This window comes from Candidatus Acetatifactor stercoripullorum, from assembly GCF_944382095.1.
Taxonomy (GTDB): domain Bacteria; phylum Bacillota; class Clostridia; order Lachnospirales; family Lachnospiraceae; genus Acetatifactor; species Acetatifactor stercoripullorum.
Genome location: NZ_CALWMU010000040.1, coordinates 14,786 through 27,856 on the forward strand (window position 1 = coordinate 14,786; position 13,071 = coordinate 27,856).

Sequence of the window (13,071 nt, forward strand, 5' to 3'; positions counted from 1 at the left end):
TTCCCTATTCTCTGCATCAGAAGCATCAATCGAGCTTATTGTTCAAATAAACATAGCTTCTCAAAAACTCTGTCCATCCCCTCCCTTCCCGGCAAATGGCCTGAGTTTTTCACGATCTCACATTTTAGATTATCATTATCAGCGGTCTCAGCCAGCCGGCTGGCCTCCGCCGCAGACGTCACAATATCCGTATCTCCCTGTAGAATAATATAGGGAATCTGAACCCCGGACAACAATTTTGATAAATCCAAATAAATGATTTCTTTCCACAAGGATTGATTTTTTTGATAGCCATTGATCATAATGGCTTTGAAATCCTTTATCTTATAATCCGGACTTGTAAACAATCCCTTTATGATTTTTCCAGCCGCAGCTTTTTTTCCTGCTTTATTTTGATATCCCGATGTGTATTTTCTGATGCCTGCAGCAAGCATTTGAAACTCTTTGGGAGAAACACTCTCCTTGCGTATGCCTTTTATGGCTTCCAAATTTTTTCTGGGAATCCTGGAATTTTCCAATGTATTTATTACTTCTTCATTAAAAAATACATCTTTTATTATTTGTCCCCATACTACAACGCCGTCAACCATATGGCTGTCCGCCTCCAATATTTTCGCGCTCAATATGGAGCCCCATGACATGGCAAAAATATATACTTTTTGACCAGGATATCGTTTCTTTATTTCACGCACCAAATCAATTGTCATTTGTACAAAGGAATCAATTGTAAAGTTATCATCAATCACACAATTGTTAACTCCACATCCCAATTGATCCCAATATACCATAAATTTCATCATTACACCACCCCGCAAAAACCCCGTATTTCCTGAAAAGTTCAGTTTTCAAGTCCTTGTGTATCCCCTCAAATCTTAGGCATTTAGTAACAAATTAGAAACACGCCCTTACTGCCTTTTCAGGTATTCGCTGGACACAAATCCGGTCTTTGTCTGATAGGCCACCAGATACCAGTTTACGCCGCCAGCAGCAGTGTAAAAGCCGTAGCAGGTAACCTTGTCCCCTTTGGGGATGGTCAGCTGGATGGGCTTACCTGTCCCGGCTCCCGTCCTCAAGTTCAGGTTTGCGGTTGTCTCATATGTTCCGGCAAAAGCGTCATTCTTTGACCGTGCATAGTCAACCTTCATACTGACCGGGCTGTCAGGTTCGGATGCACTCACCTTCTTTGCGACATAGGCAGAATGAACGAATCCGTACTTGCCATTATGCTTGATGTAATACCACAGGGAACCGTCCTTTGCCTGAACGGTATCACACACTCCGATTTCTGTGCCATTATCAAGCGGGCTGAAAGAACATTCATCATATTCCGTTCCGGCCCACGTCCTGACGTTCAGAGAACTTGCGGTCACTCTGCCAGTCCACTTCACAGAACGATTCAGGTCACCGGATGAACCGCTGCCGCTGTCTGCGGGCTTTTCATCCGTAACGCTGGATGTCTCCCCCGTGGCCTTGGCTGCGTAGTTCGGCAGACAATAGCCCCTGATGTAGCGGCCATTGATTTCCAGCGTGCGGTATCCGACCGCATCGGACTTGTTGCCTTCCATTACCTTGATAGTGTTACCGGATACGGATTTTACAAATCCTACGTGTTCAGGATAACCAACACAATCGCCGTTTCCTGAATCATCCCAGTCATACATGATGATGTCTGCGGGTGACGGCACATAGTCATCACGTTCCTGCCAGCGTCCAGCGTTCTGATACAGCTGAATCATGGCCCCGCATCCGCACTCTGTAAACATGATGTCAGTATAGCCGCACAGGATGCTGACGGCTGAAACATAGGTTGCACACCATGCGTCAGTGTACTTTACTTTATAGCTACGTGCCAAGGGCTTGTGGCCGTTGTAGATGTCAATGATTTTCTTATGTGAACCGTCAGATTCCTTACAGCCAAGAAACTGTTCTGCCGTATCCAAAACTTTCTGTCTGACTTCTAACTCCGTCATTACTTTATCCCCCTTCAGTCAAATTATTTCTTTTTGGGTTCCGTGTAGGTCAGGGCCTGTGCGCTGTCGGTAGTTCCTGCGGTTGTCGGGTCATTTACTACGCCCAAGATAACCAGCACAGAAAATACAGCGTTGACAATGGCCGCAAGCTGTTCATTCAGAACACCAAAATCCCACTGATAGCCAAACGGGGCGGCCACTACCTGAACAAGTAGCAACACGGCCGGAATCAGCGTCAGCCAAAAGGTTTTATTTTTGATTCTTACTAACCAGTTAATGTTTTTCATGATTCTGTTCCCCTTTCTTTTTCAAGTGCAGTTCGTCAATTTCTTCTTTCATTTTTGTCACCATCCCGTTCCCACCCAACGCATGATAAGCGTCATACATTTCATCAAAATTCTGGTAGGCATAAGAGGGGATTTCTCCCAAGGTCATATACTTATCGTGGTATTCGATAAGCTGGACACGCAACAGCAGCATGGTTCCCTTGCTGTTGGCATCCCTGTCCTTTTTCTGGTTTTTTAACAGCCACACAATATACCCCATCAATGCGGTCAGTATAATGGGCAGTGCTATCGTGTAAGTCTGCATCAGAAAATGTTCCACTGGTTGCCCCTTTCTGGTACAAAAATAACCGCATCAGACCTCATATAATGGTCATATAGCGGTTATAATTGCACCTTTGATAAATTGTGTGTTACTCTGCTAAATCCCCACAATCAAGGTCAATCAGAACGGTCTTTACCTGTTCCTTGATTCTTGCCGGGACATCTGCAAAGTCCTTTTTCCCTTTGATGATAAGGGTTGCATAAACTACTGCCATTTGTTTCACATCCTTTCTGAATAAGATTTGATATATGATGAACTGAAACATCAGTTATCACCACCATCACCAAGTAATGCCTGAACTTCTGTTTTGATTTTGTCAGGTACATCATCAATGGTCTTTAGACCTTTTTTAATCAGTTCAGCGTAGATTTTTGCCATAGCCTTTCACCTCTTTCTTTTACGGAATCATTTCATAAACTTCACACAATGCAAGCTGCATGTCTGTCATCTGTGCTGACAGGGACTCATTTTCTTCTGCCTTCGCTTTGATGAATTCGTCCTTGGTGTACTGAACAAGGTCATATTCCCAGCCATCAAACCCCGGCTGTTCCTCTGACCCCGGTTCAGTGACCTTTGAAATGTTGCTTGATACCCAAACAGAATAGTCGTCCATTACCAACTGTTCAGGCCGCTTCACACTCCTGACTTTCCCGTGATTTGTCATCCTTCTTTCCACCTTTCTTTGATTTTTTGCCCTTGATGTTTTTGATATAATAATCATCAGCGTATGGCTGAACAGGCACAATGTATGTTTCATATAATCGGCTGCCATCACACCATTTCAACCAGCCTTTGTATGACTGGATTGAACACCACTCTGAATAGTTCATCTGTTTCCCGCTCTCAACCTTTGCCCGGATAGCTGTCATTTTCCTTTCAAATTCCTGACAGGTTGATTTTCTAAGCAGCGTGTAGTCCTTGAATACCCGATAGCCCACAAAATCCACGCCACGGATAAAACTTGGAAAGATTTGATAGTTGCCTTTTATCCTTAATTTCAACTTTGTTCTGAAATACTCATATATCTCCTGTAATAGCGCTTGAAGTTCTTCTTTGCTTTGTGCGAAAATACATATATCGTCCATATAACGGTAATAATGCTTAACCCGCTTGACTTCCTTCATCCAATGGTCAAACGGCGTCAGATAAAAGTTCCCGTCATACTGTGAAAAGTAATTCCCGATAGGGATACCAATACCTTCAATGAATTCCTTCCCGCTGAACTCAACAATCTTGATTTCATTCCCGCAGGCCCTGTAGAATTCAATATTTTCTTCGGTTGCCGGACACGTGCTGATGCTGTCAATGATTTCATCTATCAGTTCCAGCAGGTCAGGGTCTTTGTACTTCTTCCTGAACGCTTGCTTCAAAAGCTCATGGTCAATAGACGGATAGAACTTTTTGCAGTCAATTTTCAGGCAGTATGTCATTTCTTCCGGCACGGTATCAACGGCCCTTCGTAGCTTCTTCAATGCCGCATGAATACCTTTGTTTGGAATTGCAGAATAGGTGTCATCTGTGAAATATGCCAACAGCTGCGGTTCAATCACCTGTATGACCGCCCACTGACAAATTCTGTCCGGGAAGAACGGCAGCTTGTAAATTTCACGTTCCTTCTTCTGGTCTTTCTTTGTAAAAATCGTGTACGTTGAAGTGTGGTATTTATGATTTTTCAACATCCACTGCAACGCCGCCAGATAGTAATATGGCCGTTTATTGATTTGCTGAACTTCCTTGTACCACCCCTTTCCCTTCTTTGCGTTGCGGAAAGCCAATTCAAGGTTTTCCATGGAACAAATCTTTTCCCATAAATAGCCATATCGTTTCACGTCTCTTTTCCACCTTGTATGCACAATGAGCCGAATCTTCAACCCGCCTGCGGCGGTTTACCAATACAGCCCAAGGTATTTTGATGTTTTGGCAAGTGCCACGGCAAAGTGCTTCATCACTGATTTTCATAAGAACACCCCGCCATTTCTGACGGGGTGAACATTTTTGTGCATTTACTAAGCGCCTGCTGGAGATATTACGATTACGATTCGAGGGTGTATTGTTCGAATTACGATAGAAAGGCCCGGTAGCAGAACCATGACTCCAATTCGCACCGGAAATCACAATTTCTTGTTTTTTCCCGCTGACTGGTGGCCTTTACTGGTCATTCTCTTTTCCAAAGCAGAAAAGCACTTTACCTATAAAATTTTCAATTATGCCGCTTTGTTCTTCGCCTTACGATACACCAAGCGCCCGCCGGAGAGATTACGATAACGATACGAGGGCGTATCGTACGAATAACGAAAGAAAGGCCCGGCACTAGAACCATTACTCCAACTCGCACCGGAAACCACAATATGCCATCCACTGGTGGATACATACGAATATGTATAATCACCAACAGGAAGGGAACTGTTCCCCAGCACTTCCGATGCAATAAACAGGAAGTCAAATTCTTCCGTGTATCCAAAAGCTGAAATATATCCTTCGGTGAATGCCATCGGGAAATCAACCAGCTTATAGGAACCGTCATCCTTAGAATCTGCAAAGGCGTTGTCTGCGATATAGAAAGCGTGTGTCCACTGCGCCAGAACATTGATTCCATCTTCATGTTTCCAGATATTGCCCCAAAGGTTTTCTTCTCCACGGTAGGACACCATGACTATAGTGATACCGTCACCAAGTTCAACAGTGACTGCGCCGGACTTGTTGCCAAGGTTAGACGTGGCCCCGGTCAGTTCTGACATATTGGTGGAACCGTCATCTGTCCGGTTCGTGTGGCCCGCACCAATGGCCGCCTGCATATTGAAACTTGCGTATTCAATCAGCATCAGCATTTCCGTTGCGGAATGTGAAATCGTGTAGTCCTGACACCAGCCGCTGCCACGGTTCGCCGCAAGGGTTCTTGCGTTGGCTCTGGTCAGGTTCTGCGTCACGCCGGAACAGGGTTTTGCCCCGGCGATGCTGGACAGCTTATCCCCCGTGCTGGATGCAAAATCTGCAACCTGTTCATCCGTCATCAGGTAGGCCCCGGCAGAAACGTCATAGATGCAAGGCTCAAAAGCCGCCCTGTAGATGACTTCCTGTTCCTCACCATTCACGATGAAAGCCGGATGCAGCTTGAATCCAGCCTTGGGCTTCGGTGAAACATAGTACCTTGCCTTTCTCATATGTACCCCATTGGCGGGGGCCTCCGCATAAGACTTCACGGTTCCGGTCACACCTGTGGAACCAAAGGAAACGGACAGCTTATCCCGTGCGCCGGGAATCCTTGACACAAACCGGATTGTGGTTCCGTTCGGTCTGGTCTGGAAGTCCGTGAAACCAATGTCATCAATCAGTCCGGCAATAGTGGCTGCGGAATTTCCGTTTGCCACGGTGACGGTCTTGACTTCCTCACCAATGGTCAGCGTGATGGTTCCGGCTGCCGTTGCCGCTCCGGTGATGACGATTTCTTCCATCTGCGGGTACTTAATGGGTTCCGTATCGAGGGGAACGACCTTGTACCAGAACTTGGGCTGTTTGACCATGACCTGAACAGGCGTGCCGCTCGGATAGCTTGTCCCGTCCTTCACAACGGTGGTTGTCAGCTTTCCGGTTTCCGTATATCCGGCTTCACCGTATGCGGATAACTCCACGCCGCCGTCTGTCAGGTTCACACGCTTTCTGCCGCCGAAACATTCTACATCATCAAACATTTCCCCCGGCGTCATGTTGGCGGCTCCGGCCAGACGGGTGAACTTGTTGTTTTTGAAGTCCACTTCCACGCCATAGATGTCATCATCCGTATAACCAATGTAGGCTTTCAGGTCTGCAATCTCATTTTCCAGCGCCTGAATGTCCCCAATAGTGGCAAAAGCTCCGGGGTCAACCTCTAAGGATACGCTGTCAGCATTTCCAACTGTGGTGACCAAACGAAAGTATGCGCCGGATGTTGTAACCCCGTTATATGCGGGCATATAACAGTTTCCTGACGTTTCCGCACAGGCGGCGTACAGAATTTCACCCTCATCCGGGTCAAGGGCATATAAGCCCAAGGTACGCATATAATACCCTTCTGTCAAATCTGCATTCGTGAACGCCGCTTCAATCTGAATGGCAACTTCATTTGTCCTTGTGACCTTTGACACAAGGGATGTCTGCTTGACATCTGACAGGGATGACAGGGCCTGCAATTCATCTTCTTCATGTTCGGCGCTGGATACTGCCACCTTGGTGAACTCAATGTCACCTTCCCCGGCAATCATCTTTGCCATCAATGCCTGACCATCGTTTGTGATAATCAGTTTTGAATACTCTGCCATTTTTTCAATCCTTTCTTTTAATCAGATTTTATTTCAAAAAAATCCACCGTGACCAAGCCGGACGCCGCTTTTGCGTCTCCGGTGGCCGTGATGGATTCCTTGAAATCATTTGAAATTGTATGCTGTGCAACCGTAAGAATACCGCCGCCCATGTTCAGTGTGCCTTGAACTTCCAGCGTTTCCCGGATTGCATCAGTTATCTGTTGTACGTCCGTGTGGCCGATGCCGCCGCCGAATGCCGCCGTTCCATGAACGTCATGGCTTTCCCGGAAATCGTTTGAAAGAGTGTAGACGGACACAGCGCACACGCCGCCGCCAAAAAGCAGGAACCCTTCTGCATCCCAAAGGATGTTGTTGGTGGATTCCACAACGATATTTTCCGGCAGCATCTCCCTTAGAATGGATTCCAGTTCTTCCACCTGACCAAACTTTTCAAGTGCGGTCTGTATGGTCAGGGTATAGCCCACATTAAAGTTATGGGTCAGGATGAAGTCCGTATCACCGCACAGGACTTCCAGCTTGGAAAGCAGCGTTTTCATGGTGTACGGGATTTTATTGAACCACTTGCTTCTTACCCGTGAACGTCTGCTTTCAAGGGTATCTTCTGCTGATGGATAGATGCCAAGCATTTTTTCATAGCGTGACAGCCCATATTCATCAGCGGTTTCAATGAACCTGTTCCTTAGAACACGGTCAACCGCCGACCACATCAGATAGAATTCAGGGTTTTCCGCATCCAGCGCCGCCACAGGTTCCTTATAGGCTTTCATAAACGGCGGCAGATAGGAAACAAGGTCAACTTGACGAATCATCCAGACACACCCCCAAACGTGGGAACCTGATATTCCCCAAGGGACAGGTTTTCAGCGGAACCGTTGATTTTCGTGTTGGTGATGTCAATAACCCCCTTCACTCCAAGGATACGGGTTTCCAGCTGGCTGACCCTCACAATGAGATAAGAGCTTTCAGCCCATTCCTGCCGCAATTCCAGAAGGTAGGCTTTAATAACTTCTTCAATGGCCGTCTTGGTGTTCGTCCAGTTAGAACCTTCTTCAAAGGTTACTGTAGTGGTCACATAGACCGCCACTGTTTCCGCACTCTTTACGCTGACCACGTGGCCGATAGGCGCAAGCCCATATCCTTCTCCGGCATTCTGCACGGGGTCAAGTTCAGTCTGGATACTTTCCAGCAGGACGCTTGATGCTTCGCCATAGTCAAGGGAATTGACCACGGTGACAAGAACAGTGCCGCCGACCGTCAGCTTCTTTTCTTTTGCGGCTTCATACACGGTTTCCAGCCATGCCTTGACCTCTGTATCCAGCGTGTCCTTGATGCTGTTGTACCACGTCTGAACTTTTATACCCGGTATCATTTCAGCGGGCCGGATGTCCCCATTCCACACCCGTGTGACCTTCACGTCCCCAACACCGTCAATCTTTCTGACGGCTTCAAGGTATGCCGCACGGTTACCGCCAAAGGCCTGTTCATTGAAGCTGTCAAAATACCTCTGCCGCAGGGCTTCGGTTTCTTCTTCATCTTCTCCGGGAACAAGCACTTCTGTCAGCGTGGCCGTTTCCAGACCGTCAATGTATTCCATAGGAATCATCTGACCAAGGTACTGATTTCCGATGACCCCGGCAGTCTCACACATTACCTGATATTGTCCGGGGGCTATCTGCTCCGTTACCACATAATTCAACGAACCGATGTTGAACCGCTGTCCGGTCACATCAATGTCCGTGGGTGTGAATTCACCCTTCAACACCGCATTGGTTGCGCTTTCCGGCGTGATGCCCCTGTCCTTGCACAGCATGACCAAGAATTCCCTTGCGGCAGTATCGCCGTAGGAATTTTTTATCAGGTATTCCAGTTCAATGTACAGAATTTGTAATTCAATAGCCGTTGAACTGTGGGTGTCATAAATCAGGGAACTTGGCCTTTTATCCAGCTGGTCAGATACCCGGTCAAGCATCCGTTCAAGTATCACTTCATAGGTTTCATTTTCATACATTTTTAGATGCTCACCTCTTTCTCTGCCTTGATGTCACCAAAAATGGTGTGAACCGTGAATGAAGTGTGAACCACTCCCTTCACGGAAAGGTCATGTTCAAAATCACCAACCCCTGTGACCCGTGTGTCAACGGTCAGGGCTTCGGTGATTCTCCGTTCCAGTTCCGGGCAGACATAAGTGACGGGTTCCCCGTAAAGGTCAAAGGTTTCAATCCCGTAATACCAAGGGTAGATGATGAACTGGTATCGCTCCGTGCTTAATGTCCTGAAAATCATCTGCTTCATGGCTTCCTGCCCGTCCACAAATCCCTGAACAGAATTTCCGTTCAAGTCCATCTTATACGTTTTGCTTGGCTGTTCTTCGATTTCAAAGTCTTGGTCAAGGAACCCGACTGTGGACGGTATCATTTCCCAATCCTATCCAGAACTATGAATTTCTGACCTTCCTGCTGCCTTGCAAGGATAACTTCATCACCGACAGCCAAGCCATTGTGAACGGTGATTTCTATTGTCCCCACGGCATGCCTGTGGGAAGGGTCTACAGGAACGGTTGACGCATTGGGCGGCGTTCCCGTATAGTAGTAATTCTGAATATTGCCGCCCGTGATTTTGACGGTGTGTTCCGTCACATTCCTTGACAAGACAAGCTGCTTTGCCCCAAGAACCATTTTCTGTTCCACGTTGATTTGCAGCGGGGAAACGCTTATCACTTCCCCGAACACCATGTTGACAGGCTTGCTTGCTTCTCTTTCTTCTCTTGCCGCCCGCTTCATAGCGGATACTAAACCATTCGCATCAGGCAACGAATTCACCCCCTCTTAACGTCAAATCCATCCAATGCTCATTTTCCTTGTAGGTGTGCTTGCATTTCTCCACAAGCATCCAGTTTTTCAGTTTAATGTCTCCAAGGTCAAGGTTGACCACAACCATTGACCCGGCCCGCACCCGATTGTCACCAATCGCATTTGTGATTTTCAGATTGCGGGTCTTTTTATTGTACAGGCTTAACAGCGCATCGGCCTTTGCCTGACCGTTTTCCCCTTTCTGCAACGTGTCAAAGTATTGCAGGATGCCCCATCTATTGATGTTGGAAGAATCCTGTGCAATATAAACTTCCCTGTATCCGGTATCTTCGTTGTCATAAGTCAGCTTGATTTTGTTATAGGTATTGTCATCAATAGATGACGTATAATCATAGTTCTGGCCCGTTTCTTCATCAATCATCAGGTAAGCCCCCGGAACACCCACATACATAGATGACAGGTGTTTCAGGGTCAGCTTTCCAAAATCATCATAAAGCACGAACATTTCCCCGGTATTGGTCAGCGTCAGGTCAAGGGCATTGGAAACCATTTCAAACAGGGAAGTGTTTTCCTCTATCCTTGATTCAATGATATACAGGGTATCTTCCAAAGTCCCCACGTTCAGGGAATAGTCAGCTGCAATCATCTGAATGAACTGCGCCGCCGTCTTATTTTCATAGACCTTGGTATCTTTATTCTTCAAATACCGTAGCTGGTCATAGGCGGTGACGGTGATGATTTGGTCTTTATCCCGCTGCTGCTTGAAAACGAACCCAAAGAACACGTTGTCACCGTCAACCCGCATCCTGACCGGGCTGCCCTCGGAAAAATCCAGAATGTCATCCTTCAGGACTTTGAAGGTCAGCTTTCCGGGGGTGTCTTTCCGCTCTGTCAGCCATTCAACCCCTTCTTCTACAGGGGGCTGATACACTTTTTCTCCGGTTTCATTCCCAACCAAAAGTTCAACATTCACTGAACACACCCCCTTTCTTTAAGCTGCCGGAATCGTCAGCACCTGACCCGGATAAATAAGATTCGGGTTGCCGCCGACCACTCCACGGTTTGCATCATAAATGACCGTATATTTGGAACCGCTGCCATAGAACCGCTTAGCGATATTCCAAAGACAATCACCGCTGACAACGGTGTAAGTCTGCGCTGCTGCCGGGGCGGGGGAATTGTTCGTTTCCCGCTGCGGCTCTGCGCTGGCCTTGGGTTTGGATACCGTCAGCTTGATGTTTATGGTCTTGGTTCCATACTCCCGGTACTGTTTCAGTTTGAACTTTACCCGAAAATCAAAACCGTTCCCGGCTTCTTCTGTGATAGTGTAATCTTCCAGCGACACCTTCATGTTGGTGTTCAGAAGCTTCTTATTTGCCGGGGTATTCCGGCACACAATGAACTGGAATGGCTTCTTTCCGGTTTTCAGCCTTTCAAAGATGTCAAAGTAATACCCCGCACCCTGAAAGCCGTCTTTATAGACGGCATAGGGATGCTTTACTTGGGGGATTTCCGCTTCAAATTCAATATCGGTCAGCCCCGCTTTTTTCAGGATGTTGATTTCACCCTCATTGATAAGGTTGACCGTACTGTTATTGTTGTTAATGCTTATCTGTATCTTTTCAGGGGTAACAGGCAGTAAACAGTTATCCAGATACACGTCATATGCACTTTTTGCCATTTACTTATGCACCCCCTCTGTCATGTTATCAACCGCTTCATTTACAGAATCGGTCAGCTTGGACACGAACCCGTCAATGTCATCATTGTTGTTGATGTTGTTCTGCATTCCAGACATATCCACGCTGATTTCAGCGGTGGTGTACCTGTTGACGGCTTCCTGTTCGGCGATGTCACGCATATATTTCAGTTCTTCTTCCGTGATGTCCATGCTGTCAGCTATGGCTCCGGTATTGTCTGCGATACTTCCCACATCACTGCCAAGGCCGCCGATGCCGCTAAACCCGGATGTGTAATCTTCTACACTTGGAATGTCCGTTGCTCCGAAAATATCAGACAGACTAAAGTCACTGATTTTATCCATGACACCATCACCCCATGATGCCCCGGAATCAAAGGCTTCTGACGCCCATCCGCTTTCAAAAGCGTCAAACGTGTCAAACCCGGAACTGAACGCCGCCCCGATGTCCTCATACTCCATCTTGCTTTCCTGCGCTGCCGCAGCTTTCGCCGCATAGGAATCTGCCGCCGCCACAAGACCGCTTGTGTCAAACTCCACAAAAGGCAGTTTGTTCAATGCTTCTGCAATCTGACTGATGACGGACATGGCCGTTGAAAGCAAGTTGTAAAAGAATGTCTGGACATTTGCGATAGCATTTTTAAACGCCGCTATGATATTGTGACCAAGGGCCGCAACTGCGCTTGCGATACCAAGGGCGATGTTTGCCACCGTAAGGCCCAAGTTCTTGAAGAACTGGATGACCACATTGATTCCACCCGTGATGACACCGAATCCAGTATTCGCAATCCCGGTCAGATTAGCAATCGCACTGCACACTGCATAAATAATTGCTATCAGTGCGATAATTAAAATGATAATCCACACAATAGGGCAAGCATACATAGCCGAATTAAGACCAAGCTGTGCAGTTGCCGCCCCCCACGTTGCACCTGTAAATAAAACCATAGCCGCAGATGCTAATAACTTCGCCCCTGTCATAACTGCTGTGGCTGCCGCAGATGCAAGTTCCATACCCTTCACAATAGCAAGGTACGCCGCATATACTGCCAACGCCCCAACGATGCCATAGACGATAGGCGCTATGACTGACCAATTATCAGCGATGAATGAACCAACTGAACCTATCAGGCTGAAAATGTTCAGCACAATATTAGCGACTGTAGCCAGCGCCTGAACTGCGCTGTTAATGAACGCCTGAAAGGCGTCACTGTTTGCCATATCGTTCAGCCGCTGCAAAACAGGCTGAAACGCCATCATGGCGGTATTTGTGAACGATGTCCACAGCTGCCCCCACGTCATAGGCATGGATTCAAACTTTGCGTTGATGTCATCTGCTGCGGCAAAAATCGCCGCCTTGACCACGCCTGCGGTCAGCTCACCTTCTGCCGCCATATCACGGATTTCACCAATGGGAACTTCCAGATAGTCAGCAATAGACTGAATGATGTTCGGGGCCTGTTCAAATACGCTGTTCAGTTCTTCACCACGCAGCACACCAGAACCAAGGCCCTGTGACAGCTGCAACAGCGCCGCATTGGCTTCTTCTGTCGATGCCCCGGCAATCGTCATCTGCTTCTGAATCAGATTTGAAAAGGCAACGACTTCTTCCGTGCTGCTGAACGCATCCTTGGCGTTATTACCAAACCGGGCAACCACGTCAGCCATCTGTGAAAACTCACCAC

General features: G+C 47.3%; 16 protein-coding genes. All 16 read right to left on the bottom strand.

What is annotated here, in order from left to right:
• Positions 1-35: 35 nt before the first annotated feature.
• Positions 36-800, bottom strand: coding sequence for an alpha/beta fold hydrolase (locus SHK35_RS11440; RefSeq protein ID WP_318709859.1), 765 nt, complete (start codon positions 798-800; stop codon positions 36-38).
• A gap of 105 nt (positions 801-905) precedes the next feature.
• Positions 906-1,970, bottom strand: coding sequence for an SH3 domain-containing protein (locus tag SHK35_RS11445; RefSeq protein WP_318709861.1), 1,065 nt, complete (start codon positions 1,968-1,970; stop codon positions 906-908).
• 23 nt (positions 1,971-1,993) lie between these two features.
• Positions 1,994-2,257: a phage holin gene (locus SHK35_RS11450; RefSeq protein WP_215655446.1), complete on the bottom strand. Its 264-nt coding sequence runs from the start codon at positions 2,255-2,257 to the stop codon at positions 1,994-1,996.
• A complete protein-coding gene (locus SHK35_RS11455; RefSeq protein WP_318709863.1) occupies positions 2,244-2,576 on the bottom strand; it encodes a hypothetical protein in 333 nt (110 codons plus the stop codon). Before SHK35_RS11455 ends, SHK35_RS11450 begins: the two co-directional genes overlap by 14 nt.
• A 91-nt stretch (positions 2,577-2,667) precedes the next feature.
• Positions 2,668-2,793, bottom strand: a complete 126-nt coding sequence (locus SHK35_RS11460) for a CD1375 family protein (protein ID WP_330638242.1) — start codon at positions 2,791-2,793, stop codon at positions 2,668-2,670.
• Positions 2,794-2,843: 50 nt separating this feature from the next.
• Positions 2,844-2,957, bottom strand: a complete 114-nt coding sequence (locus SHK35_RS11465) for a CD1375 family protein (RefSeq protein WP_021966242.1) — start codon at positions 2,955-2,957, stop codon at positions 2,844-2,846.
• Between the two features lie 19 nt (positions 2,958-2,976).
• Positions 2,977-3,216 (bottom strand): hypothetical protein, encoded by a 240-nt coding sequence (locus SHK35_RS11470; RefSeq protein WP_318709865.1) that lies wholly within the window; start codon positions 3,214-3,216, stop codon positions 2,977-2,979.
• Complete coding sequence (locus SHK35_RS11475; protein WP_318709866.1) at positions 3,203-4,408, bottom strand: RNA-directed DNA polymerase; 1,206 nt, start codon at positions 4,406-4,408, stop codon at positions 3,203-3,205. Before SHK35_RS11475 ends, SHK35_RS11470 begins: the two co-directional genes overlap by 14 nt.
• Positions 4,409-4,783: 375 nt before the next feature.
• On the bottom strand, positions 4,784-6,874 hold the full coding sequence (locus tag SHK35_RS11480; RefSeq protein WP_318709867.1) for a phage tail-collar fiber domain-containing protein: 2,091 nt from the start codon (positions 6,872-6,874) through the stop codon (positions 4,784-4,786).
• A 17-nt stretch (positions 6,875-6,891) separates the two neighbouring features.
• Positions 6,892-7,686 (bottom strand): putative phage tail protein, encoded by a 795-nt coding sequence (locus SHK35_RS11485; RefSeq protein ID WP_318709869.1) that lies wholly within the window; start codon positions 7,684-7,686, stop codon positions 6,892-6,894.
• Positions 7,683-8,885, bottom strand: a complete 1,203-nt coding sequence (locus tag SHK35_RS11490; RefSeq protein WP_318709870.1) for a baseplate J/gp47 family protein — start codon at positions 8,883-8,885, stop codon at positions 7,683-7,685. The genes SHK35_RS11485 and SHK35_RS11490 overlap by 4 nt, the downstream gene beginning before the upstream one ends.
• Before the next feature lie 2 nt (positions 8,886-8,887).
• On the bottom strand, positions 8,888-9,220 hold the full coding sequence (locus SHK35_RS11495; protein ID WP_330638243.1) for a DUF2634 domain-containing protein: 333 nt from the start codon (positions 9,218-9,220) through the stop codon (positions 8,888-8,890).
• Positions 9,221-9,288: 68 nt separating this feature from the next.
• Positions 9,289-9,696, bottom strand: a complete 408-nt coding sequence (locus SHK35_RS11500; RefSeq protein ID WP_318709873.1) for a DUF2577 domain-containing protein — start codon at positions 9,694-9,696, stop codon at positions 9,289-9,291.
• Entirely contained in the window at positions 9,680-10,660 is a 981-nt protein-coding gene (locus SHK35_RS11505) for an XkdQ/YqbQ family protein (RefSeq protein WP_318709874.1), read from the bottom strand. The genes SHK35_RS11500 and SHK35_RS11505 overlap by 17 nt, the downstream gene beginning before the upstream one ends.
• 18 nt (positions 10,661-10,678) lie before the next feature.
• Positions 10,679-11,368, bottom strand: a complete 690-nt coding sequence (locus SHK35_RS11510) for a LysM peptidoglycan-binding domain-containing protein (RefSeq protein ID WP_318709876.1) — start codon at positions 11,366-11,368, stop codon at positions 10,679-10,681.
• Positions 11,369-13,071 (bottom strand): tape measure protein (locus SHK35_RS11515; RefSeq protein ID WP_318709878.1); only part of this gene is annotated, 1,703 nt, incomplete at its 5' end. It lies immediately after the preceding gene.

Excerpts from the sequence above, each read along its gene's own strand:
- SHK35_RS11485 (WP_318709869.1), bottom strand. The coding sequence starts at position 7,686 with ATGATTCGTCAAGTTGACCTTGTTTCCTATCTGCCGCCGTTTATGAAA.
- SHK35_RS11465 (WP_021966242.1), bottom strand. The coding sequence starts at position 2,957 with ATGGCAAAAATCTACGCTGAACTGATTAAAAAAGGTCTAAAGACCATT.
- SHK35_RS11460 (WP_330638242.1), bottom strand. The coding sequence starts at position 2,793 with ATGGCAGTAGTTTATGCAACCCTTATCATCAAAGGGAAAAAGGACTTT.
- SHK35_RS11480 (WP_318709867.1), bottom strand. The coding sequence starts at position 6,874 with ATGGCAGAGTATTCAAAACTGATTATCACAAACGATGGTCAGGCATTG.
- SHK35_RS11440 (WP_318709859.1), bottom strand. The coding sequence starts at position 800 with ATGATGAAATTTATGGTATATTGGGATCAATTGGGATGTGGAGTTAAC.
- SHK35_RS11450 (WP_215655446.1), bottom strand. The coding sequence starts at position 2,257 with ATGAAAAACATTAACTGGTTAGTAAGAATCAAAAATAAAACCTTTTGG.
- SHK35_RS11495 (WP_330638243.1), bottom strand. The coding sequence starts at position 9,220 with ATGGACTTGAACGGAAATTCTGTTCAGGGATTTGTGGACGGGCAGGAA.
- SHK35_RS11445 (WP_318709861.1), bottom strand. The coding sequence starts at position 1,970 with ATGACGGAGTTAGAAGTCAGACAGAAAGTTTTGGATACGGCAGAACAG.
- SHK35_RS11510 (WP_318709876.1), bottom strand. The coding sequence starts at position 11,368 with ATGGCAAAAAGTGCATATGACGTGTATCTGGATAACTGTTTACTGCCT.
- SHK35_RS11490 (WP_318709870.1), bottom strand. The coding sequence starts at position 8,885 with ATGTATGAAAATGAAACCTATGAAGTGATACTTGAACGGATGCTTGAC.